This window comes from Salegentibacter lacus (assembly GCF_020164555.1).
Lineage (GTDB): Bacteria > Bacteroidota > Bacteroidia > Flavobacteriales > Flavobacteriaceae > Salegentibacter > Salegentibacter lacus.
The window spans coordinates 118124-142863 of sequence record NZ_JAIQZB010000003.1; the positions used below are offsets into that span (position 1 = coordinate 118124).

The 24740-nt window shown below is 34.9% G+C and carries 17 protein-coding genes; 13 read left to right on the forward strand and 4 right to left on the reverse strand.

What is annotated here, in order from left to right:
- Positions 1-7: 7 nt before the first annotated feature.
- Positions 8-1096, forward strand: a complete 1089-nt coding sequence (locus LB465_RS03280; RefSeq protein WP_224466961.1) for a serine hydrolase domain-containing protein — start codon at positions 8-10, stop codon at positions 1094-1096.
- A 73-nt stretch (positions 1097-1169) separates the two neighbouring features.
- Here the strand turns inward: LB465_RS03280 and LB465_RS03285 are convergent, their stop codons facing one another.
- Positions 1170-1733 (reverse strand): hypothetical protein, encoded by a 564-nt coding sequence (locus tag LB465_RS03285; RefSeq protein WP_224466964.1) that lies wholly within the window; start codon positions 1731-1733, stop codon positions 1170-1172.
- Between the two features lie 604 nt (positions 1734-2337).
- Between LB465_RS03285 and LB465_RS03290 the strand changes: the two genes are divergently transcribed.
- From LB465_RS03290 to LB465_RS03300, 3 genes are all read left to right on the forward strand, one after another.
- Positions 2338-2706: a DUF7793 family protein gene (locus LB465_RS03290; protein ID WP_224466966.1), complete on the forward strand. Its 369-nt coding sequence runs from the start codon at positions 2338-2340 to the stop codon at positions 2704-2706.
- 23 nt (positions 2707-2729) lie between these two features.
- A complete protein-coding gene (locus LB465_RS03295; RefSeq protein ID WP_224466968.1) occupies positions 2730-3650 on the forward strand; it encodes a helix-turn-helix domain-containing protein in 921 nt (306 codons plus the stop codon).
- A 208-nt stretch (positions 3651-3858) separates the two neighbouring features.
- Positions 3859-4125 (forward strand): DUF6520 family protein, encoded by a 267-nt coding sequence (locus LB465_RS03300; RefSeq protein ID WP_224466971.1) that lies wholly within the window; start codon positions 3859-3861, stop codon positions 4123-4125.
- A 69-nt stretch (positions 4126-4194) separates the two neighbouring features.
- Here LB465_RS03300 and LB465_RS03305 read toward each other — a convergent pair whose 3' ends face one another.
- From LB465_RS03305 to LB465_RS03315, 3 genes are read right to left on the reverse strand one after another with little or no spacing between them, the layout of a single operon-like run.
- Positions 4195-7062 (reverse strand): M16 family metallopeptidase, encoded by a 2868-nt coding sequence (locus LB465_RS03305; protein WP_224466973.1) that lies wholly within the window; start codon positions 7060-7062, stop codon positions 4195-4197.
- A gap of 1 nt (position 7063) precedes the next feature.
- Positions 7064-8464: a RagB/SusD family nutrient uptake outer membrane protein gene (locus LB465_RS03310; protein WP_224466976.1), complete on the reverse strand. Its 1401-nt coding sequence runs from the start codon at positions 8462-8464 to the stop codon at positions 7064-7066.
- Positions 8465-8474: 10 nt separating this feature from the next.
- Positions 8475-11471 (reverse strand): SusC/RagA family TonB-linked outer membrane protein, encoded by a 2997-nt coding sequence (locus LB465_RS03315; protein ID WP_224466978.1) that lies wholly within the window; start codon positions 11469-11471, stop codon positions 8475-8477.
- Positions 11472-12182: 711 nt separating this feature from the next.
- On the opposite strand from LB465_RS03315, the gene LB465_RS03320 reads away from it, so the two are divergent.
- From LB465_RS03320 to LB465_RS03360, 9 genes are all read left to right on the forward strand, one after another.
- Positions 12183-12431 (forward strand): helix-turn-helix domain-containing protein, encoded by a 249-nt coding sequence (locus LB465_RS03320; protein WP_224466980.1) that lies wholly within the window; start codon positions 12183-12185, stop codon positions 12429-12431.
- A 784-nt stretch (positions 12432-13215) separates the two neighbouring features.
- Complete coding sequence (locus tag LB465_RS03325) at positions 13216-17097, forward strand: DUF7149 domain-containing protein (protein WP_224466983.1); 3882 nt, start codon at positions 13216-13218, stop codon at positions 17095-17097.
- 136 nt (positions 17098-17233) lie between these two features.
- Entirely contained in the window at positions 17234-17587 is a 354-nt protein-coding gene (locus LB465_RS03330; RefSeq protein WP_224466985.1) for a hypothetical protein, read from the forward strand.
- Positions 17587-18162 (forward strand): ABC-three component system protein, encoded by a 576-nt coding sequence (locus tag LB465_RS03335; RefSeq protein ID WP_224466987.1) that lies wholly within the window; start codon positions 17587-17589, stop codon positions 18160-18162. The genes LB465_RS03330 and LB465_RS03335 overlap by 1 nt, the downstream gene beginning before the upstream one ends.
- Positions 18149-18667, forward strand: coding sequence for an ABC-three component system middle component 5 (locus LB465_RS03340; RefSeq protein ID WP_317198417.1), 519 nt, complete (start codon positions 18149-18151; stop codon positions 18665-18667). Before LB465_RS03335 ends, LB465_RS03340 begins: the two co-directional genes overlap by 14 nt.
- Positions 18657-20585: an AAA family ATPase gene (locus LB465_RS03345; protein WP_224466991.1), complete on the forward strand. Its 1929-nt coding sequence runs from the start codon at positions 18657-18659 to the stop codon at positions 20583-20585. Before LB465_RS03340 ends, LB465_RS03345 begins: the two co-directional genes overlap by 11 nt.
- Before the next feature lie 190 nt (positions 20586-20775).
- Positions 20776-21792, forward strand: coding sequence for a hypothetical protein (locus LB465_RS03350; RefSeq protein WP_224466993.1), 1017 nt, complete (start codon positions 20776-20778; stop codon positions 21790-21792).
- 31 nt (positions 21793-21823) lie between these two features.
- Positions 21824-22987 (forward strand): serine hydrolase domain-containing protein, encoded by a 1164-nt coding sequence (locus tag LB465_RS03355; RefSeq protein ID WP_224466995.1) that lies wholly within the window; start codon positions 21824-21826, stop codon positions 22985-22987.
- A gap of 55 nt (positions 22988-23042) precedes the next feature.
- Entirely contained in the window at positions 23043-24722 is a 1680-nt protein-coding gene (locus LB465_RS03360) for a S41 family peptidase (RefSeq protein WP_224466998.1), read from the forward strand.
- Positions 24723-24740 lie beyond the last annotated feature (18 nt).

The window sequence follows — 24740 nt, forward strand, 5'->3', positions numbered from 1 at the left end:
GATTAGTATGCAAAAAATTAAATATGTAGGGCTTTTGTGTTTACTTCTTTCCCCTATGCTTATTCATTCTCAAAGTACTTCAATTGAAAAAAATATCAATTCATTTTTTGACAGCCTAACCGAGGAAGATTTTTCCGGCTCCATCTTGGTTGCAAAAGATGATATTGTCTTACAACATCGCGCTTATGGCCTGGCCAACATAGAATTTGATGTAAAGAATGAAATTAATACAAAGTTTAATATAGCATCTATAACCAAAACATTTACTGCCGTTGCGATTCTCCAACTTTATGAAGCTGGAAAAATTGATTTAAAAACCCCGATAGGAAAATATCTGGAAGACTACCCAAACAAGAAAGTAAGAAATTCAGTAACTATATCCCAGTTATTAACCCATACTGCCGGTTTGCCAAATTTCTATGTTACTAATTTTTTAGATAGATGTAAATTTGGTTTTAAAGAAGTTAAGGATTTTGTACCACTTTTTGTAAATGACTCCTTGCTTTCTGAGCCAGGAACCGAATACAACTATGATGCGGCTGGATATGTTTTACTAGGTTTAATTATTGAAGAAGTAACCGGCTCAACTTATTATGATTACCTAACAGAGAATATATTTCAAATAGCTAAAATGCCAAATACTGCAGCTTTTGAGGTTGACGCTATTGTAAGAAATAAAGCCAACGGATATACTTTTGCCGGCGATACCACGAAACCTTTAAAAAATAATATTTATTATTTGTCTAAAGCTTCACCAGGAGGTTTTCATTATTCCACAGTTGAAGATTTATTTAATTTCAACAAAGCACTTTTTAACCATACATTACTAAGTGAAAAAACTTTGAACCTAATGATCGAGCCAAGAGTGAAAGGTTACAATACACATTTAGGTTATGGAATAGATGTAGATCAACGTTATGATGAAATTATTTTAGGTCATAGCGGGGGTTGGTATGGAATAAGTGGGGAGATAATATATTTCCCAGAATCTGATTATACGATAACAATTTTGTCTAATGTTGATTCGAGTATGGATACTGGTCAGGCAATGGTATCTGAATTTTTCAAAACATTAATTGCAGGAGGAACTAAATAAATTATATTTCCAAAAAACGAATCCCGCACTTTCCAAATCCTTTAAATAGAAGCTTGGATACTCTAGAATCGAACTATTCCACCTCCAGGCTAAAGCTGTTTTGGGTATTATATTTTTCTGGTTTTCCAATGGAAACCATATAGCGATCGTAAGCTGCTTTTTTGAGCCATTGTGCCTGGTAATCATCCTTCAATATAGCACTTTCTGCTGCCTCGGCTGACAGGATAGACGCCAATTTGTAATCCTTAGTATTATCGCTGTGATGATAAATAAAAGCAGCGTAGAACTTATCACTAGGCTTTTTTATCAGACCATCATTATAAAGGTCTTTTGTAAGCTTTAATCTTTTTGAATCCCGTTGTTCTAACTTACTTAAATAAGGTATAAAGGATTTTAATTGTTTTCGGTCTTGTTGGTCCGTTTTATATGCATATTCCAGTTTTTCACTGACGTTTCCAGAAGTTATGACTGCATTTTCATAAGGTCTAAAAATGGAAACAACCATGCCAAAAACACATATAACGATAATTAGCAAAGGGAATTTAAAATAGCGAAAATTCACTTTTCTAAAAACCTGAATTAGGCCAGCGATTATTATAAAAATTAAAGCTACCGCACTAATGGGAAGTAAAATCAATTCGAAGGAATTTGAAAAAAAGCATATTAGCCCAATTATTATAAGGAGGATAAAAAATAAAATTTTCTTCATTGTTAATTATGGTTAGTATTTTTTCTTAATAATCTAATTAAAGAATTTATAAGTTAAATAGCCTCTTACAAGTGCTTGCCATCATTTAAAAGACGATAGGAAATTGTGGAAGTTGCAAAACTCATTGGTTCAATAGGTTTAATTTTACAAAAAATCAATCTCACCGGAGAATAAAAAGATACTTTTAAAATATAAGCTTTTATTGCTAAAAACATTGTCAATAATACGATGAGCTACTCCTAAAGCGGTAATCAATATTGACGAGTAATATAGATTAGTTCATTTTTATCTACTTAATTAAAGTCGATTTTTTTAGTAAGATCAAGGAACAATTTGCCTTAAAAATTTTGAATTTGCTTTAGAAGTCTATTTTTCTTAGAAAAAATTAACAATACTTTAAAAAAGCACTTCAGGGTAAAAAGTTTTGTTGATTAGGTCAAATCCATTTTTGTTACTTGACTTTAAATTAAAGAAAATAGTTTTTAAAATAGAATAATGTAATTTCTAACGACTTTCTGTAAAAACGGAAGTAATGTATGAAGATGAATATGCGAGAATTTGGATTGAAAACGACATTCTATTTCTGGAATACCAGCATGGACTTGAGCTCACCCAGAAAGTAGCTCGTGTGGTAGTAAATAGTCGCATCACCTATCAACAGAATAGGGAGTATGCAATATTTTGTGATACCTCCGGTATTATTGAAGCTGATTTTGAAGCCCTTACTTATCTTGCCCTGGAAGGCTTACTTCTTATAAAGGCTATAGCATTTTACCCAAAATTCCCTCCAAATATACTTCTAACTAAATTCTTCCTGGAAACCCTTCAAGAAAATATACCGGCTGATATTTTTGAAACTAAAAACCAAGCTATAAACTTTCTTATACCCTACAGTAAATGAAATAGCACCTAAAGTGGAGAGTTATGGAACGTGAATTAACTAGGGAGAGTCTAGCAGGTGTGCACCGTATGCTGTATGAAATAGCAAAAGGAAATTTTGCGTATCAAATTAAGCGTACGAACCATCGCGATGAATTGGAGGGACTAATAGCCCTTCTAAATATAACCGTCCAAAAATTAAATAAGAATAGGAACCAATTTTTATGGTTTAAAAGGTACAATGAAATTGTAACGATAAGAACTTCAAGCTTCTTACTAAGTAACGATCTTAAAATAATTGATTATAAGTGGGAGGGAAGTGCTCTTAAAAAAAACACCCAGTCACTGGATATTAGAGGCAATGATTTTGAAATGTTACTGATGTCGGGATACAGGCGGCAATGGCGGAAGGACATCCAAAAGTTCATTAAGGGAGAACCTACTTTTATAAAACTTTTACTGAGGTATGAATTCTACAAACATTTAGAGATTAAACAACCATCAGTACTAACCAAAGTAGGCGGAAAAAATGAAATAAAGTTTATCGTCACCTCTTCGTATTTAGATATTCAAAAAGATGAATTATTCAATGTCACAGAAAACTCCAGGATAAATAAGATTTCTATCTGGAATCAGCAACTCTTCCGGAATATTGAAGAGTATATCCTGGACCATATTAAGGAGCCTCCAAGGAAAAATTACGAACTGGCCAGGATTTTTAATACCAATGAACATAAAATTAAAACAGGCTTTAAAAAAGTAGTAGGACTAACTCCTGCCCAATACCATAAAAAACATCGTATCATACAGAGTAAAATCCTGATTGAAAATACCGACTATTCATTGCAGGACATAGCTGTTAAAATGGGCTTTAAAACCTATCCAAAATTTTCCAGGTATTTTAAAAGGGAGGTGAAAATGACGCCCAAAGGATACCGGAAACGCAGAAAAAATCCTAGCATTTAATCCATTTTCTACCGATTTGATATGTTTACCTCCACTTCTGTCATGTTTTATTCTGCAACTTTACACCATTGATAATCAATGAGGTGTTGAAGAAGCTTCTTCTAAAACAGTAAAATAAGAAAAAGAAATTTTGTTGCAGCAATTTTAGGGTGCACCGCCACCTGAAATAAAAAACGGGAATTTTTTATTAATCTTTAAATTTAAAATTATGAAAACTAAAGTTTTGTTACCCATGTTGGCGTTTATATGTGCCATAGGGATGATGTTTGCCAACCCGTTTGTAGAAGCTGATCCGACTTTGGATTATGTTGAAACTGAGAATGGAATAAGATCTATTCAAGAATTGGAGTGTGGTAGTGGAGATGAACAATGTAGAGTTCAATTCTCTGAAAATGGACCGATTTATGAAGTGTACGACGACATGAATCTTCAAACACCAAAATTAGGTAGTGGGCAGGTGATTCAATTATTTTAATTCTAATCATTTTTTAAAATTTGACAAGCCGGGAATTTCCCGGCTTGTTTATCCCTTAAAAAATAAGGACTATAAATTTTTTCCTATTACAAATTCGTATAGATATTCATCTTTGAATAACACATTTGCAGATTCCTTAATATCTTCGGGACTCAGTGTTTTTATAAAATCAAACTTTTTCTTTGGATCTATCCATTCCGTATCATATCTATAGTGTGAGTATAATCTATTTTGCATTTCTCTATTCGATTTAATTCTTCCATCTGGTACTGATAAAAACCTTAAACGCTTTAAACTTTGTTCTAGTAATTCTTCTGTAATCAAATCAGATTTTAAATTATTTATTATTTGAGAAAATTCTTTACGTAGTAAAGGATATTCTTCAGGTAAACAATTAAAACTAGCACCAATTGAATATTGGTTTATTTTTTCATTAAACTCTCCTACTGCACCGGTTACGTATAATGCATATCCTTTTTCGAATCGTAAATCCCAAACCAATTTATTCACCACAGCTCCTAAAGCCTGAATCCTTAATTTTTCTTTCCAATCAGGTTTTATGTTAGTTGCTTTTATATATTTTGGTTTATAAAGCACGTTACTTTTATTGTAATTTCCTGGAAAAACAAATTCCTTATAAAAGGGGCCTTTTGGTAAAGAGTTCTTAGTTAATTGTTTAGATTCAGGCGATGATTCAGTATGGTCATTAGGTAGATTTCCCAGATATTTATTAAATATTGGAAGGACTGAATCTTTCTTAAATTCCCCACTTACGATAAACGTAAATTCATTCGAGGCTTGAAATATATTCCGATAGATTTCGTGTCCGCGGTTCATATTGGTTTTCTCCAAACCTTTAAAACGCTCTGTGCCCGTTAACACCTCAGATGAATCTCCGAGAACTTTTCTAATCAACACTCTCAAATCGGTATCTTTTAGGTCACTAGAAGGATTTTTATAAAACCTTTTCTGATCTTTTTTCCAATCTTGAAAGGCATCTTTACTTTTATTTGGCTGGGTAAAATATAGGTAAATAACCTGCAACATTTTTTCCAGGTCTGTAGGGGAAGCTCCTATTTTTATTCCGCTTTCTAAATTGTCCAAGTATAAATGAATACCTCCCCACCATAGACTACTATTGGCTAGATAGCGCTGTATTTGAAATTTATCAAATCCTCCTGCGCCACTATTTTTAATGAAGCCTGGGGCATTAACAGCAGAGAAATAATCTTCGTGAGGAAAATCCAGGGCACCAATAGGTGCAATACCGTGAATCAAGATATTATCCTGCTCTACACCAGGTGAGGGTTTAAAAGGTTTCAGAATTAGATTAACTCCGTTTTTTAATTTGAATTTCATTGCTCCAGATGCTCCTACACCCATATCTTCGATTTTTCCTTCTTTAAATTCATTAATTTTATTAGGACTTAAAAGATATTTAGGAACGGGGGGAGGTGAATAGACATGGATGCTTTCTTTATCAATTTCTTTTATCCAATTCCGAATTTCATTCTCCTTATACAGTAATTTTTGATGATCTGAAGAAGCTATTATTCCAATGTCCTCGGGCATCGAAAAGTTTTCTTGTCGAATAAACTGGTTAAAATCATCTAATTTGAAATTTGAGGCCCAATTTGAAAAATTTTCCAGACTATCAATTTGGATGGTTTCTTCGTTAAGAAAATGAGTTTTTATTGCCTCTATCCAATATTCCTGCTCATTATTATTTGAAATAGCATGGAGCTGTCTTTCCATTGCTTCCTTAAATTCGGAACCAGAAACACCGTATTTCTGAAGCTGCTTTAAAATTTGAAAAGTCTTTTTCAAAGCTTCCTCTTCCTTACCGTTTTTGATGGATAATTTTAGTCTTAAAGATAATGGCAGAATCCCTCTCTGAAACATATTGGCGCTGAAGGGACTATTATAAACATTCGATGCTTCTCTAAATCTTTTATTTAATATATCCTGAAAAATACTCCACTTATATTTTCGCTTAAGGACTTCAAAGTTACTGCTAAGATTGAGCATTGATTTATCTCTAAAATGTAGATTAAAAAGCGTAGTAGACGCTTCACTATTTTTATGTTTAGTGTTACCGTTCACTACCACAAACCTGGGAGGCTGATTCAAAAAAATAGAATCATAATTTACAGGTTGTTTGGGATTTTGTTTTACCGGAATATCTGACAAACGTTTTATTATCTCTTGTTCAATTTTATCAATGTTATCCAACGAACCAACAACAATAACTCCCATCAAATCGGGTCGGTACCAGTCTTTATAAAAATTTTTTAATTTTTCAGGTTCAAAATTTCTGAGATGCATAGAAATATCGGTCAAGTTTTGGTGCCCAGGAAGGAGTTGCCTTTTTAGTTTATTTCTCACTATGGATTTATCCAAATTATCTCCGCTTCGCTCAATAAACTCCTGAATCATAACCTCACGTTCACTGTCTATATCTTGAGGTGTCATTTTAAGTCTAACTGCAATATCTTCAAACCATAATAAACCTGTTTTTAAAGCTTCGATATTTTCGTCGGGAGAAAGATATATGTATTCAGTAAATCTCTGGCCGTAATGAGCTTTAAGATCAAAACGAGACATGTTATTTCTATTTAAAAGTTCAGTATGATTTTGAATTCCCTTAGGAAAATTTTCAGTTGTTTTAAAAGCCATATGCTCCACAAAATGAGCAATATCAGCCTGACTACTATCCTGGTTATGCACTCCCACCCGTACTAAAAGCTTCAAATGAATAGTTGGCTGTGAATTCGGTACTGACTTTATATAATATTTCATACCGTTTTTTAACTTTCCCTCCCTGAAATTTCTTTCAGTCGTTAGGCTGGTATCTAGAGAGGTTTGCCCAAACCCTAAAAATGATAGAATCATGAAAGAATGGGGAATGAGCTTATATATATTTTTAAATAAAACCATATTAATAGCCTGAATTTTGAGATAGGTTTGGATTCTTCGAACGCTCTTCAGCTGGTATAGGGTACAACACATCTGTGTCTTGCCAATTGGGCTTGATATCACTTAAAATATTAGTAGCCATATTTGTTCGTGTTAGGTCAAGCCAACGGTGTCCCCATTCGGTAAAAAGTTCTTTCCGGCGCTCTATAAGAATCTGATTCATTAGATCCTCCTCAGAAATTTCAGGATTCATTTCTGATATTAAATCTAATCCAGCTCTTTTTCTAATGATATCCAAATCAGCAATGGCACCGGGTAGGTCTCCTTGATTTAATTTTGCTTCTGCTCTTATAAGAAATTGTTCTGAAAGGCGTAAAACCATAGAATATTCTGTAATGTTATCTATACTATTTCCATCTTTATATTTATAGGCGAAATAGCTATCACTGCCTTCGAAATATCCTATCCAGTCAGTAAGGCGCTTATCTTCCTCTTCAAAGGAACTCACCAGGTTTCTGTGTAACCTAAGCTGTGTAAAAAATGGAACAAAGGGATCGATTATAAAGGTCAAACCTTCATTGGTATATGTTAACCTACCACCGCCTCCTATTGGTGAAATTTGCCAAATTGCTTCCTGGCTATTGGCAAGAAAAACCTGATTCAAATCTTCCAGGATTTGATAAGAATTAGACTGAGCAATCACTTCACTACTTAATTCCTGAGCCATTTCCCAATTTTCAAGGTATAAATGTACTCTGGCTAATAAGGCTACGGCCGCAAAACGGTTAACCCTTGAGCGGTCATCTTCCCGGTACTCAGGACTGAGTAAGGCTATCGATTCGTTTAAGTCATTAATTATTTGCTCGTATATCAAGTCCTTATCTTTTCTGGAAGCCAGTGAATTTTCGTTATAATCAGTGGTAAGAATAAGTGGAACTTCACCATATAAATTAACCAGGTAAAAATAGGTAAGGGCTCTAATAAATTTTGCTTCCCCCTCCAGGCTTTTTCTGATTTCATCTGATAATTCATTTGAAGATTCCAGGCCTTCCAGAAGTGAATTTGTCATATAGATCATAGTGTAGCTTCCTGACCATAAAGAAAGATTCCTGTTATTGTTTGGTTGGATTTCATTTTGTTGAAATTCCAGAAATGAAAGATCATTCTCGCGAATAACCTGAAGTTCATCAGCCGATAAACCAGCCAATACGTGTACACTATTTTCTCTTCCACCGCTAAAAGATGTTCTATATAACTGGTTATAAATTCCCGTCATTGCACTAATTGCGGTTTCTTCGTTGTTAAAAACTGTTTCACTTACAATCTTATGATCGGGAGTCTCTAACTCGAGAAAATCCTCACAAGAGGTAAACGAAAAAATTATAATTGCCAGTAGAGCCAGCTTGTATATAAATGTTTTCATAATATATTTTTTAAAAATTAAGTTGTAAGCCACCGGTTATGGTTCTCAGACCTGCGAATGCAGTTCCTCTGCCAGGGGTTTCAGGGTCCATACCTTGGTAAGGACTTATAGTAAATAGGTTTTGTCCGTTAACAAAGATTTTGCCTTCCTGTAAACCGATACTCTGGAGAAAGGCAGTAGGTAATGAATAACCCAGGTTGATTGTTTTTAATCTTAAAAATGAAGCATCTACAATAGGATAAGTAGAATTTAAAACGTCATTGTAAGCCCGAGATGCTGCTATTGACCTGGAGATCCTTTGGTATGTACTATTTTCTGATAATGCTTGCGTCACATCAGCGCGTTGTACTCCTAATGAACCTGCATCGAAGAGTGCTAATAATCCTTCTTGTTCTACATATTGCATTAAAAATTGCAACGAGAAATTTCCATAAGATACTGTATTGCTAATTCCACCGAAAAATTCCCGTCCCCGGTCCCAGGCGACAGTCCTGTCTTGGTAATCAAACCTGCCATCTTCATTAACATCAGTTACATTATAGAAACCGGTTTCGCTATTAATACCTTTGTATTGATATAAAAGCGAAATATTTAATGGTTCTCCAATTCTATAGGTGTTTGCATAAGAAGATTGCTCAATATCAGGATAGCTTATTAATTCATTTCTTGGTAATGTGAAATTTAAAGAAGTTTCCCATCGAAACTTATCTGAGCTAATATTTACTGATGAAACTTCAACTTCTAAACCGGTGTTTTCTACCGTGGCTGGCAAGTTGGCCTGAACCGATGAAAACCCTGTAATAGCGGGAAGCGAGAAACCAACTAACTGATTAGAAGAACGGTTTCGAAACCAACTTACTCCCATCCTTAGCTTGTCTTTAAATAAACCTAGTTCTATGGCAGCTTCAAATTTTTTGTTGATCTCCCAGGAATATTCAGGATTTGCAAGTTGATTTGGATAAAGGCCACCGGGTCCTATAGTTGCCTGATATGCATCAAAATAGCCATAATCGCCAATCTGATCATTACCGGTAGTACCGTAACTTCCCCTAAATTTTCCGAAGGACAAAAATGGCAGTGACTTTTTAATAAAAGGTTCTTCTGAGAATATCCAGGCAGCACCAACTGCCCCGAAATTAGCAAGCCTATTTCCAGATCCAAATCGGGAAGAACCATCTCGTCTACCAGTTAGATTAACATAGTATTTTTTATTCCAGTTATAACCCAGGCGAGCAAATACGGCATTATATCTATATTTAATATTTTGGTTAAATGAAGAAATAATATCTTCAGCTGCACTTAAATTACCTATTATTGATTCAGAAACATAACCTTCTCCCTGAAGGCTTAAGCCACTGGTTTCACTTTCCTGAAAGGTTGCACCTAATAGCGCATCAAGACTTCCTTTTCCAAATTGTGCATTATAAATCAACTGAGGTTCTATAATCCAGGATTTTCTATTGGACATTAAATGGTTTGAACGATTCTCAATATTTGTGCGACTGCCGGGGCTGTAGGATTTGCGTGGTCTTTTTACTATCTCTTGCCCGTTATAATCGGTGTATCCTAAATTGGTTTTTATACTTAATCCTTTTAAAAATTCATAAGAAATCGACAAATTAGAATTAAGATTATCCCCTTGTGTTTTACTGGAATTGTAATAACCGTTTAAGGGATGGTTTTGTCCAACAGACCCCCAATCTTCCCAGTTTAAATCACCATTGTTAGTGAATAGGGAAGGAGCATTAGGGGGAAGCAAAAACGCATAGGAAGATAGGTCCAGATATCCTACGAGATTGTTTATGTCTATTCCATAATTAACCGATAAATTGAAATTCAGTTTTTTGTTATTTGAAGTATGACTGAGCTGTAATCCAGCAGTAAATTTGTTATAGTCATAATCCCCTAAGAAAACGGTACCTTGTTTATGATAAGAACCACTTAATCGGTAAGTAGTATTCTTATTTCCCCCTGTTACATTTAGATTTACATCAGTTACCTGGGCCGTGCCCCCAAAAAATTCTTCTTGCCAATCTGTATATCGGTTTTGATCCCAGACCAATAAATCGTAGGCATTCCCCTCGGTAGGCTCCACACCATCATTTTCAAAAGCCCTTCTTCTTATTTGTAGATATTCTTCTGTGTTGAGTAGGTCAACCCGGTTAGGCACCGTTGAGGCACCGGTATAGATCCGGGCCTGTAATTCAGTTTTTCCTTCTCTTCCTTTTTTAGTGGTTACTAAAATTACACCGTTAGCTCCGCGAGATCCATAAATGGCGGTCGCATCGGCATCTTTTAGAACCTCGATACTTTCTATATTCGAAAGATTTAAGGAGTTTAAAGGATCTATTCCTACATTACCTAAATTACTATTACTTTCTATAGGAGTAGGATTTATTGGTACCCCGTCAATAATATATAGGGGGAAATTACCTTCCTCGCGTAAGCTATTAGTTCCTCGAATACGTATGGTAGATGCCTGTCCAGGTAAATTGCCACCGGGAATGATTTCCACCCCAGCCATTCTGCCGGCTAAAGCTTGTATCGGGCTTACCACCGGTTGTAGTTCTATTTCCTCTGCTGTGACTCTCGAAATATTTCCCGTACTTTCTCTACGCGTTGTATTATAATATCCTGCATTAATTTTTACTTCACCCAGTGCAGCAATATCTTCTTCAAGTTGAACATTAATTTCAGCTCGACCATCTATTTCCACTTCCATGGTTTTATAACCAATAAAAGAAAATACCAAAGTGTTATTAGAAGGAGCGGTTATTTCATATTTACCGTCCAGGTTGGTGACAGTACCTTGTGTGGTATTTTTAACCGTTATGGTTACTCCAGGAATGGGAAGCCCATTTTGATCTGTCACTAAACCCGAAACCTCCTGTTGTTGAAAGAGTGGGGTAGTAGTGGTTGCTGCAGTCGCAGACTTGGACAGGAAGAATAGTATCCCACCAAGAATAATTAGCGCCACCCATTTAAGGCGCGAATAATTATTTTTCATAATTTTACATGTGATTTAAATGAAACAATGTTTTATTTAAGCTTAGGCCTTCCCCACTCAGACGGCAATCTTAGGGGAAGGCTTTTTGGCTTAACACCTTTAACTAAGGCTAATTCACTTTCTTTTCATAGACAATTTCTTTTTTTTTTAAAATTAACGGCCCTAATCGTTAACACCTATTAACCCAAATCAAATTTTCCCAGTGCCTCGAGGAGACCCCACCCAAAGCTGTTATTGAATAATAGGGCACATAACAGCAGCCCACGGGATTGTTTATTAGATTTCCTTGTTCCCGCAAACAAGAATTAGCGAATACAGTAAAACTACTGCCGATCACTATGGCCTATTATAATGTAGGGGCAAAAAAAGCGAGACTAATGCTTATAAACTGTAGAAGGTAACTTTGAAAATTAAGTGGAGTTTGTAACCAAAAAAGGCGTAGAGACTCAACTTATGCCATCAAGGTACTGGTATACCGTGCAACGATAAGAGAGCCCACGCCTAGGTCGTGAGCATCCTTGCTTATCATCTCGTTGCATAAATTACCAGTTTTTGACGGCGAGATTCAAAGCGAATGCTTCTAATATTTTACTTTAAGAAGTATCGCAAATATAATAATATGAGGTAAATATAATAATAATTTTTAAAATTGGGATATATCCCAATAATATTTTTTGCCATTTAAAAGAAATTGCTTTGAAATGGTTTATTATGGATATAAATAAAGATTTTCTTAAGGAAATAGGTAAGAAAATTATTGAGATCAGAGAAAAAAAAGGTGATAAACAATCGGATCTTAGTTTCCATACTGGATTAGAAGTTTCAGAAATCAGTAAATATGAGCAAGGAAAAATAAATATGACTTTTAAAACATTTTTAAAATTTGCTCATGTATTAGATGTTCATCCAAAAGAATTGTTGGATTTTGAATTTGATATTAAAAAGCATACGATTAAGTAGGTTTCTTCTTTTACGGAAATCCGTAATTTACTTCGACTATATAGTTTTATATTTAAGAATTATTAACTTAAAATTATATTGTTATGCCAAGATTTTATGTGAATACCAACGCTCAATCTAATGGTGATCACGAAGTTCATGAAGACACTTATTGTTCTAATGGGCCAACTCCAATTAATCGTCGGGACTTAGGTTATCACTCTGATTGCCATGGTGCTGTTAGGGAAGCCAAAAAAATATACAATAAATCAAATGGATGCTATTATTGCTGTAGGACTTGTCATACTAGTTAGTATGTATTCAATAACTCACATATTATATACTGACTATCTTAATACTCTTCAAAGAAACGATTTAAGTAACCAGGGATTTTTAATTGCAGCATTTTCGAGAAGATTTTTTGATTGCTAAACCTTTAAGTTCTATAGATCTAAGGAAGGGTGGGTTGAAAATTATCACTTGAAGTACATATAAAAAAAGCCCCGCCTCACACGGGACTTAAGTGCAGATTAATATCAGATAACGCCGTCCTTATCAGCCGAAAGTCGCCCCCATCATCTGCCAGGTGTTGGCCACTCCTTAACCGCTATCTTCAACTTTAATTCAAATATAGGAATTATTCACTTTTAATTGTTAAAAGATTTTTTTGAAGTATTTGTAGAGTTTTAAGGTTTCTTCTTATATTGTTAAAAATTTTAACAAGCAGAATTAGAATGAAACGGATTCTGCTCAGACAGCACTCCCTACAGGCTGTCTGTTTTAATGATAATTCCCCCATCTTTGCATGCAGACTGAACAACACGCCAAAAAAATAGGTAATACACATATACTCAAGCCTCGCAAGGCACTCAACAAAGCTTTTTTAAAGGTTAAGCCTAATCGCTCGCAGATCGAGGAGTTTAAGGAGAACCTTATTCAGTTACTGGACAGGACTAATGATACTGAAAGCGAGGAGTTCCATAAGAACCTGGTAACAAACTTTCTGAATAGGACTTATTACGAATCCAAACATTTCATCAATACCAAGGGCAGGAACGACCTGGTGATTCATAACGGAAACAAAGCCAAAAGCAGCGTAGGTGTTATCCTGGAGGCAAAGAAACCCACGAACCGGGCAGAGATGCTTAGCCGGGAGAAGATCAACGTGAAGGCGTTCCAGGAGTTGGTGTTATATTACCTGCGGGAACGCATCACGCATAAGAACCTGGAGGTGAAATACGTGATTGCCACTAATATTCACGAGTGGTTTATCTTTGATGCCAATGTTTTTGAAAAGGCGTTTGCACAGAACAAAAAACTGGTAAGTCAGTTTACCGATTTTGAAGCCGGCAGACTTACTGGAACAAATACCGATTACTTCTATAAAGAAATAGCCCAGCCTTTTATTGCTGAAATGCAGCAGGAAGTGGAATTCACTTATTTTGATATAAGGAACTACGAAAAACCACTCAGGAACAACAACCCAAAGGATGATAATAAGCTGATTGCCCTTTATAAATTGTTATCGCCTGAACATCTTTTAAAACTTCCTTTTACCAACGATAGCAACAGCCTTGATAAACGATTCTATGGCGAATTGCTTCATATTATAGGCCTAACCGAAACCAAGCAGGGTGGTAAAAAACTAATAGAACGCCAGAAAGAAGGACAGCGAAATACCGGTTCTTTTTTGGAGAATGCTATTATCCAACTAGATAGTATGGATAAGATTGGCAGACTGGAAAACCCCACTCAATTTGGTGCAAACCAACAGGAACGGCTTTTTAATGTTGGACTGGAACTAAGTATTACCTGGTTAAACAGGATTCTTTTCCTAAAGCTTTTAGAAGCTCAATTAATCACCTATCACAAAGGAGATAGATCTTATGAATTTCTTAGCCTGGACAGGATAAATAATTATGACGATCTAAACAGCCTGTTTTTTCAGGTGTTGGCACGTCAGTATTCAGAGCGGAATGAAGATGTAAAAGCCCTTTTTGAAAAAGTGCCCTATCTCAATTCTTCCCTTTTTGAACCTACAGATATTGAACACAGTACGCTTTTTATAAGTAATCTACGGGACGATAAGACTTTACCTATATATAGCGCTACGGTGCTAAAGGACAAAAAAGGCAAAAAACGCAGCGGCGAACTTAACGCCCTGGAATATTTGTTTGAGTTCCTCAATGCCTACGATTTTAGCAGTGAAGGCGGGGAGACCATTCAGGAAGATAACAAGACCTTAATTAATGCCTCTGTGCTGGGGCTTATTTTTGAAAAGATAAACGGCTATAAAGACGGCTCTTTCTTTACACCCGGCTTTATTACGATGTATATGTGCCGCGAGACCATAAGGAAAGCGGTGGTGCAGAAATTTAACGAGAACAAAGACTGGGATTGTAAGGATCTGGATGAATTATATGATCGAATAGAAGACCGCAAGGAAGCGAATGAGCTTATCAACAGCCTGAAGATCTGTGATCCCGCGGTGGGCTCCGGACACTTTTTGGTTTCGGCGTTAAATGAGATGATCGCCATTAAAAACGACCTGAATATCCTGCAGGATCGCTCCGGAAGGCGGCTTAAGGAATACCAGGTGGAAGTGGTGAACGACGAACTTATTGTAACCGATGAGGACGGCGAACTCTTTGAATATAACCCCACCGCAAAGGAAAGTCAGCGCATCCAGGAAGCCCTTTTTCACGAGAAGCAGAAGATCATAGAAAACTGCCTTTTTGGAGTGGATATCAACCCGAACTCGGTAAAAATATGCCGACTGCGACTGTGGATAGAGTTACTGAAGAATGCCTACTACAAGAACGAGACGGAACTTGAGACCTTGCCGAATATTGATATCAACATAAAATGCGGAAATTCCCTTATTAGCCGCTTTGACCTGGATGCCGACTTAAGCAAGGCGCTAAAAGACAGCAAATGGAATATTGACAGCTATCGCAATGCCGTAGATACCTACCGGAACGCTCAAAATAAAGAGCAAAAGCGGGAGATGGAGAAGATTATCCAGGACATTAAAAGCGATTTTAGAAGCGAGATCTCGGCCAACGATCCCAAGGTTAAAAAGTTGCAAAAAGTAAAAGGCGAACTCTTTATAATGTCTAATCAAACCCAGATGTTTGAGCTTTCAAAAAGTGAGAAAGCTGCCTGGAATAAAAAACTGCAAAAACTCACCAAAGACAGCAAAAAACTGGAAACCGAAATCCAGGAGATCATAGACAATAAGATCTATGAAAATGCTTTTGAGTGGCGTTTTGAGTTTCCGGAAGTGTTGGATAAAAATGGAGATTATATAGGTTTTGATGTGGTGATTGGGAATCCGCCTTATATGCGCGTACAGGAAATTACTAAAACACAGCCTTTAGAAAAGAATTTCTACGAACAAAATTATCAGGTTGCTCGTTCTTCTTACGATCTGGCTAATATTTTTATGGAATTAGCCGTAAATATATCTAATGTTAAATCTAGTAATTGCTACATATTACCACACAAGTTTTTCAACTCATCAAGCACAAGTAATTTTAGGGATTACCTTACAGATGGACAGTATATTGACAAATTAACACATTTTGGAGCAAATATGATATTTGATGAGGCTGATACTTATACTTGTATAGCTAATTTTAGTCCTCTTCCCAACTCAGGCTTTTTACTTTACAAAGCAAAATATAATGAAGATTATCATTCTAAAATGCTTGACGAATATAATTACGATCTAATATTATATCAACAGCTGAATGAGTTGTCCGAATTATATGGTTCAAATCAGTGGATATTGCCTGAAGGCCGTTTAGGGGTAAGAATATTCGAAAAGCTTTATAAATCAGGAATTACTTTTTCTGACAGATTTGAAGGGATTTACCAAGGAATAGCAACAAGTAAAGATGAGTTATATATAGGAGAACTCCTTGAGGAGACTGAACAAACATACGTTTTAACTTTTGAAAAACTAAACAAACAGTATGAGGTTGAAAAAGATTTTTTTAAACCACTTCTTAGAGGAAAAGATGTGCAAAGATATTCCTATTTGAAAACTGATCTGTTTGTTTTCTTTCCTTATGATTTATCTACTGAAGGGGAACCAGCTGTTACATTAAATAAATTTGAAGAAGGCTACCCTTTGACATTTAAATATATAATTGACAATGAAATAAATTTTAAATCAAGAGAGAGAGGGAGAGCCGGAAAAATGGATTTATGGTATACATATATTTATCCGAAAAATTTAGATAAGTTTCAAAAGTATAAGCTCTCGTCAATGGAAATTTGTTCACGATATCCTAATGTGACTCTCAATCCTGGAATCTACCACAATACAAAAGTTTATAGTTGGATCAAAAAAGAAACGACAAAAGAAAGCTACGAATATTTACTTAGCATCGCCAATTCTAAAATTTTATGGTGGTTCCTAATTATCACTGGTGATACCCTTCGTGGTGATGCGCGCACTTTCAAAACAAATTATCTAAATCCCTTTCCTCTTCCAGGAGCAGTTTCAATAGAAAAAGAGCAGGAAATTACGGAGAAGGTTAAAACTCTGATTGAAATAAAAAAACAAAATCCCACCGCCGACACCGCTGTCTTAGAAGCAGAAATTGACCGGCTGGTGTATGAGCTTTATGGGCTGACGGAGGAGGAGATCGGGATTGTTGAAAATTCGATTAATAATTAATTGACGTTCCTGAGGGGAGATTGTTTTGAGGAAAAGAATAATTAATTCTCTTTATTAGAATAGAACAATAAATTGATTGGAAAAAACTTTTTAAAAACAGATAATATTCAATTTAAACCATTACAGAACTAAACAAATGGAACCAATTACAATAATAACAACCGCACTTTCTTTAGCTTCTCCATATTTGGCAAAGACAGGTGAAAAGGTTGCTGAGAAAATAGGCGAAGATGTATGGAATTTACTAAAGAAACCTTTCAGCAAAGAAAGAAAGGAAGAGTTGTTTACGGAATGCCCAAATGAAAAACAATTAAAGAAAATAGAAGAGGAATTACTCCTAAAAGTTCAAAACAATGAAACTTTTAAAAATGAACTTCTTGAAACTATTACTCAGGCCGAAATAAACCTTAATCAACAAAATATCAATAATCAAGGTAAAGTTGAAAAACAGGTAAATATTCAATCTAATACAGGAGATATTAAATTTTAATGGGGCAAGAAGTAAATAATGAAGGAGAAATCCAATCACAGTTAAATGCAACAAATGTTGAAGGAAGCATATATTTCACAAAGAAAACCCGATTCGCGAAAAGGTTTGAAAAACTAAACCAGGAAGTCAAAAATGATGAACGATATGAAGGAACTATGGAATCCTTGAAATATTATTTAACAAAACTTGATGGAATTGATGCCGAAACAAAATTGTCTGATGGTGGTTTTAATGAAAATGAGATTATTTCCGCAATGAAACGAAAAGAAAAGTATGCAAAACGATTACAACTCAATAGATTTTTCGAATCTGCTCAGTGGATAGATAGTCAATTATTTGCCAAAATAAAAATGGATTTTGAAGCTTTTGTTTTACCTCTAATTGACAATGGGTCTTCCAAAATCGAAATATTACAACATGTTGTTATAAAAGTAGTTCAGCCTGTGCTCGACTTAATAAATATCGAGGGTGAAGATGATGAAGTGTTAAACTACAACGCTGATGATATTTTTGGAATGATTTATTACTTAACAGGTCAATGTCACATAAACTGGAAAAATTATGATAGTATATAATCAAGCTCTTGATTTATATCATACCATCTTTAGGTTGCTCCACTTTCTTAACAAGTTTGAAAACAAGAGTATGATTGAAATTGAAAGAATTAGGATTTGGGATTTTTATTTTCTTTTTCCAAGTAAGATTCATGAAATAAGGTTGAAACAAAGTGAATCTGATATTAGAGTATTAAGAAAACAATTCATAAAAGATTCAAAGAATCCCTATGAGGAAATATTTGAAAATCGAAAAATATTTGAAAAAATAAAACCATATCAACTAGCCGCACTTAACTGTATAGCTTCCTATGGTATAATTGATAAATCCTTTTTAGATCAACAACGAATTTCAATAATTAACAAAGAAATCTTGACTGAATTTGTAAATAACTTCGAAGAGTTACCTGCAAAAGAGAAAAATGTAATTTCCTTAATGACATCACATTTTAACCAAATATCACTATTCGGAACTGATGGATTAAAGAGTAGAACTAACCTATTAGAAAGTAAGTATGATGCGTAATAATTTATTCCTGAACAGACTACGAATATATACTGAGAATGGAGAAATAGCATATGACGAAAAATTTCATAAAGGTGTTAATATAATTCGTGGAGATAATAGTAGTGGTAAATCAACTATTACTCATTTCATTTTTTACGTATTAGGTGGAGCATTTAATGATTTTGTACCAGAGGCAAGGCTATGTTCACAATCCATTGCAGAAGTTGAGATGAATGGTGCAACTTTTACTATAAAAAGAGATATTGTACAAGATGATAAAGGAAATATAAGTACACAAACACCACTCTATTTTTTTTGGGGTAATATGAATGAAAGCTTTGATCCTCCAATTGATAAAGGTTGGCAAAAATTTGGTTATAGGACTACCGATAATAGAAAAAGCTTCTCTAACGTGATATTTGAAAACCTTGATCTGCCTATAGTTAAAGGTGATAGTAATATAACATTTCACCAAATTTTGAGACTGTTGTATATTGACCAAGAATCACCCACAAGCTCCTTATTCTTATATGAACACTTTGATAGCCAACTAACTAGAGAAACAGTATCGGACTTATTATTAGGTGTTTATAATGAAGAACTGTATGAAAATAAAAAGCGTCTAATTGCAGCAGAGAAAGAATACGAAAGCATTAAAAGTGAATTAAAAGTAACTTCGCAATTTTTTTCTGATCCGCTTGCACTAAATCCAGCACATATTCTTGAAGCTATTCAAAACAGAGAAAAGGAAATATCCGCTATTCAAGAAGAAATTATCTCTATTAGAAATAAAGGTAAGGAAGTTAGTTACGATGATGATTCTAAACTTTCCTTTCAAAAAATAAATGAAAATGCAATTGCACAACGGAAAGTTGTTACTGCTTTAGAAAATGAAATCACATATTTGTACAATGAAATTGAAGATTCCACCTTTTTCATTGAAACTCTTAATAAAAAAGTAGAAGCATTAAAGAATTCTATACATACTAGAGAGTTTTTAGGCAATCTTCCTCTTGAATATTGCCCTGAATGTTTGACAAAGATAAAAGTAAATGAAGAAAGTTCTAATTGTAAACTATGCAAAGAAAGTATAGATGAATCGTTTGGTGTTGTTCAGGCTAGAAGAATGGAACTTGAAATTGGTTTTCAAATTAATGAATCAAAAAAATTACTTGAGCTCAATAAGAGAAGTTTGTTAGAATTAGAATCTAAATATTCTAGCGAAATTGGCAAACTCCATGATATTCAAAAACAAGTTAATTCAGCATTAGAAGATGTCAAATCGTACAATGAAGAAGCAACAGATAATCTTAACAATAAAAAAGGTTTTATTGAAGGAGAAATTCTTCAATATAGGACTATGCTAGAAAATGCCGAATTATATGACCGACTTCTCCAAAAGAAAAATCAGTTAGGAAAAGAGGTGAAATATTTAAAATCTTATATTTTTAAAACAGAGAAAGCTCAGACAACAATAAAACAAGCAATAAATGAAAAAATCAAAGAGGAAGGGGTTTATTTACTCAACAATGATTTAGATAGACAGGATGAGTTTAAAAACGCGAATGACTTCTTTATTGATTATTCAAATAATATCGCTTTTCTATCAAATAAATTTTCTAAATATTCGGCAAGCTCAAATTTTTACTTAAAAGTTGTTGCAAGGTTTTCAATCTTCTTAGCTTCTTTACATATTGATGAAATGCGTTACCCTAGATTTATTTTCGCAGACAATATGGAGGATAAAGGAATTGAAATGAAAAGGGCTCAAAACCTTCAATATTTATTAATTGAAAGGGTAAATAATTTTGATAAAAACAAATATCAAATGATTTATACAACCTCATATATTACAGAGGAACTTAATCAAAGTGAACTTGTTGTTGGAGAATATTACACAAAAGAAAATCCAAGTCTTAAAAACATTAATAAGTAGAAAAGACTGCATACAAAAATCTATAAGTATAACACGGGCAGAAGGGCAAAATTTTAACAAAATGAATTAACAAACATATTGACGAACTGAAGAAGAAGTACTTATAATCCCTTGATACGATTATACTTGACTGTTCTCGATGCGTGAAGTGAATAAAATTACAAATAGATGAAACTACGATACCAATTGAATGGAAAAAAATTACAACGAAGAATCCTTTAAAAAGGGAGAACAATTTGAAAGATATGTTGAGGAAACAATTTTTCCAGAAGCACATTATGAGGTAATTTACAAAACCAGTGATAGTACACAAAATAGGAGACGTTTCGTTACAAAATCATTAGAACCCGATTTTCATTTCAAATGTAGAGTCACGGGGAAAGAATTTTATGTTGAAGCAAAATGGCGAGCAAAACCTTATAAAGATTTATATCAGGTATTAAGCGAAAAACAGTTTGAATCTTTTCCTACAATTAATTCCTCTGAGCGACCAGTTTTTATTGCCTTTGGCTATGGAGGCCAAGCCTCGAATCCGGATTATGTTAGCCTGATTCCTTTGAATCAAGTGCGAAGTTTAAAAATTTCACCTGGCGAAGTTCATTCCTTTAATATCGAGAAGGTTCATTATCCTAATAACCATTTTATTCAACAAGAAGAAGAAAAAGAGAGTGAGCCAAAAGAAGGTCAAGTACCTCCACAAGGAGAGAAAAAAACAGAACCGGAAAAAAGTTTTCAGAAATATAACTCCAAAATCCTGGCGCTCGCTGGTGTTGGAGTACTGGCCATCTTTATGATAATTTACAGCTTCGCCTTTTCTGATGAGAATCCTGTAAAAACTCCAGAGGAACAACTAAAAGAAATTGTAGCTGATTATTATCAAACCATGAATAGTAATCAAGTAGAAAAGTTGCCAGAGTATTTGAGTCCGCAAGTCACCGGCTGGTATGGGGAACAGAACCCGTCCCGGGAGTGGATCTATAGAAATGCTAAAGCCCACCGTGGTAAGTACCCATTCTCGTCTTCAGATATCGACTGGGATAGCTTTAAAGTTGCTAGGAAAAGTAATGGAGATTATCATGTTTCCTATGAGATGATTTATAAATCCAAATCGAAAATCACTGACGATTACGATGTTTTTGATTTAAAGCTCATTACCAAATGGGATGATAATTATAAGCTTAAAAGTATTTCAGAGATTAAGAATTGAAAAATGCTATAGCTTCCTCTAAATGAAAACTATGAATAAAAACCTTTTCCTTATTTTTATTATAATCATTACAAGTTGTAATCAGAATAAAAAAAATGAAAGCCTGGCAAAGAATGAGAATAACGAGATCCAACAACTCATTGATAGTGCTGCAAATCGGTTAATTAATGAACCATTAATTAATTCTACCTCCATAGGTATAGTTTACAATAACCAGGAATACATAGCACATCAAGGGGAATTGGAAAAAGGTAACAACAATTCTCCTACCAATAATACTGTTTATGAAATAGGTTCTTTGAGTAAAGTATTGACGGGAACCCTTATGGCCAATGCAGTATTAGAGGATAAACTGAATCTTGAAGATAAGGTCAGTAAATATTTGAAGGAAGATTATCCTAATTTGGCCTATGAGAATCAGCCAGTAAAAATTAAACATCTGCTCACACACTCAAGCGGCCTGCCAAACATTCTTCCCCTTAAGCTTAATTCTCTTATGACAACCGACTTTCTAAAGCAGGACACACCTTCAAAGATTGATAGCATCCTGAAGGATTATAGTCAGCAGTCATTTCTGAAGGATTTACATACCATTAGCATAGATACCGTTCCCGGTGTAAATTATTCTTATTCAACAGCAGGAACAGAGCTAGCCGCCCACATTTTAGAGAATGTGTATCAAACAGAATTCGAAAAACTGCTCACGGAGTTTCTTTCCAATGAAGTAGGTATGGAGGAGACTTTTATTACCCTGGATAAGAATAATGAGAAAAACCTGGCTGTGGGTTATCACGCAGATCATCCTGATATTACCTTACCAATGGGTAAATTACCCTGGGGTGCTGGTGCAGGTATTAAATCTACTGTTCCGGATATGATGAAATTCCTCCAATACCAATTAGGAAATAATGAGGTAGTGGAGGAGTCCCAAAAGGTACTGGTAGATTATACTGATGAAGTGGGAGTAGCTTATTTCTGGGAGGTGGATGCTTCACAAGCTGATTTAGGTAAATATTATTCACATCATGGCGGGGTACCCAGGTCACAATGTTTTCTATTTATATTACCGAAGTACGATTTGGGAATTTTTCTGATCACAAACCAAAGTGGAAAAGATACAGCTCCAAAAATGAAAAAGGCCGTTGATGAAATAATTGATGGAATAGTAAAACATAATGAACAAAACCAGCAATAACTTGGGAAAACCAATAAATCTTATCAAAACCCCTATATTTTACTTTTAAAACCAAATGATAAAAAAACTTTATTTCCTGCTGCTTTTATTATGTTCCCAGGTTTGTTTTTCACAAGCAAAGATTTCGGAAGAAGAAAAAATTGAAAACCTTATTCGGGTGTGGGGTATGGTTAAATATCAACATCCTGAAGTTAGCCGTGGTAATTACGATATCAACGCCGAGTTTCTTAGTCAGATGGAAAAACTGGAAAGCATAAAAAGTCGGGAGGATTTCAATTCGCAAGTTCTTAACTGGATGGAAAGCCTGGGAACAAAAGATTTAAAGCCGAAAAAGAACTGGAGAAAAAGAGAGGAACTATTTAGCAAAAATGCAGATTTTAAGTGGATAGGGAAATCGGGTTTTAGTAAAGAATTACAGGTGCTTCTGGAAAAAATTCAATTGAACAAAAATTATAAAGATCATTATGCATCGGTTAACCGCTGGGCCAGCGTTGTGGAATTTGACAATGACCTGCCGCAGAAGAATTTTGATGCAACCAACAAAGCACACCGGTTATTGTTTCTTGCCCACTTCTGGAATGCGATGAAATACTGGAACGTCAATATTTACCTTACCAAAACACCCTGGTCACAGGTCCTGCCGGAAATGATCCCGGAGTTTAGCTTATTGAATACAAAGTCATTTGAGTTAGCCAAGGAAAAACTTTTCAGCAAACTAAACGACTCCCATTCAAATTACTATCCCAGCCTTACCCTAAATTCACTCACACATTTTCCAAACTTCCGTGGAAGAATAATCAATGACTCCCTCGTAGTCACCAGGATCTTTAATGAAGATTCGATAAAAAAGAATAAGATTTCAGTCGGGGATATTATATATTCTGTAGAAGGCGTAAAACTTAAAGAATATTACACCGATAAATTTTCACAGGTTATTAGCGTTTCCAATGAAAATTACCTGAAGAGGGAAATTGAAAACAATTATTTAATGGCTTCAGATAAAGATTCTATTAGGGTAGGTGTCCTTAAAAAGAACGGGAGTACACTGGAGAAATATTTACGTTTAGATACATTAAAGTATCCTTATGAAAAGTATCAACGAAAGCAGCCTGAGAAGACAGAAAGCTGGAAAATGTTGGGCGGGGAAATTGGTTATATGAACCTGTACGAAATTACAAAAGATGAAGTAGATGTGGCATTCCAGAAGTTTGAGGGAACAAAAGGAATTATTATTGATATTCGCAATTATCCCCAAGGTATTTCCACATCGACCCTACCAAAATATCTCTATCCGCACAAAAAGCAATTTGTCAAAGCGCTAACTCCCGAACTACCGTCCTACGGGAATCCCGATACCAAAACGGCCCTGAGATTTATCAGTAATCCGTTTGCCGCGGGTAAGAGAAACAGGAATTATTATAAAGGAACGATTATTCTGCTGGTAGACAGATCTACTTTGAGCCGGGCTGAGTGGATAGGAATGGCAATACAGGCCGCTCCTAATGTTATTACTGTAGGAGAACAGACCGGCGGTGCTGTCCTTAACAGAAATCCAATAATTTTAATGGATGATACTTCCATAGATTTCACAATGACTACTGCCTTCTATCCCAAGGGTCCTGAAGTGCAGCGTGATGGTTTAAAACTTGACGTGGTCATAGACGAAAGTGCAATTAATTATAATAAAGATCTTTATCTGGAGACTGCAATTGAGCTTATTGAAGAAAGCAATTAGCTTTGATTAGCTCAATTT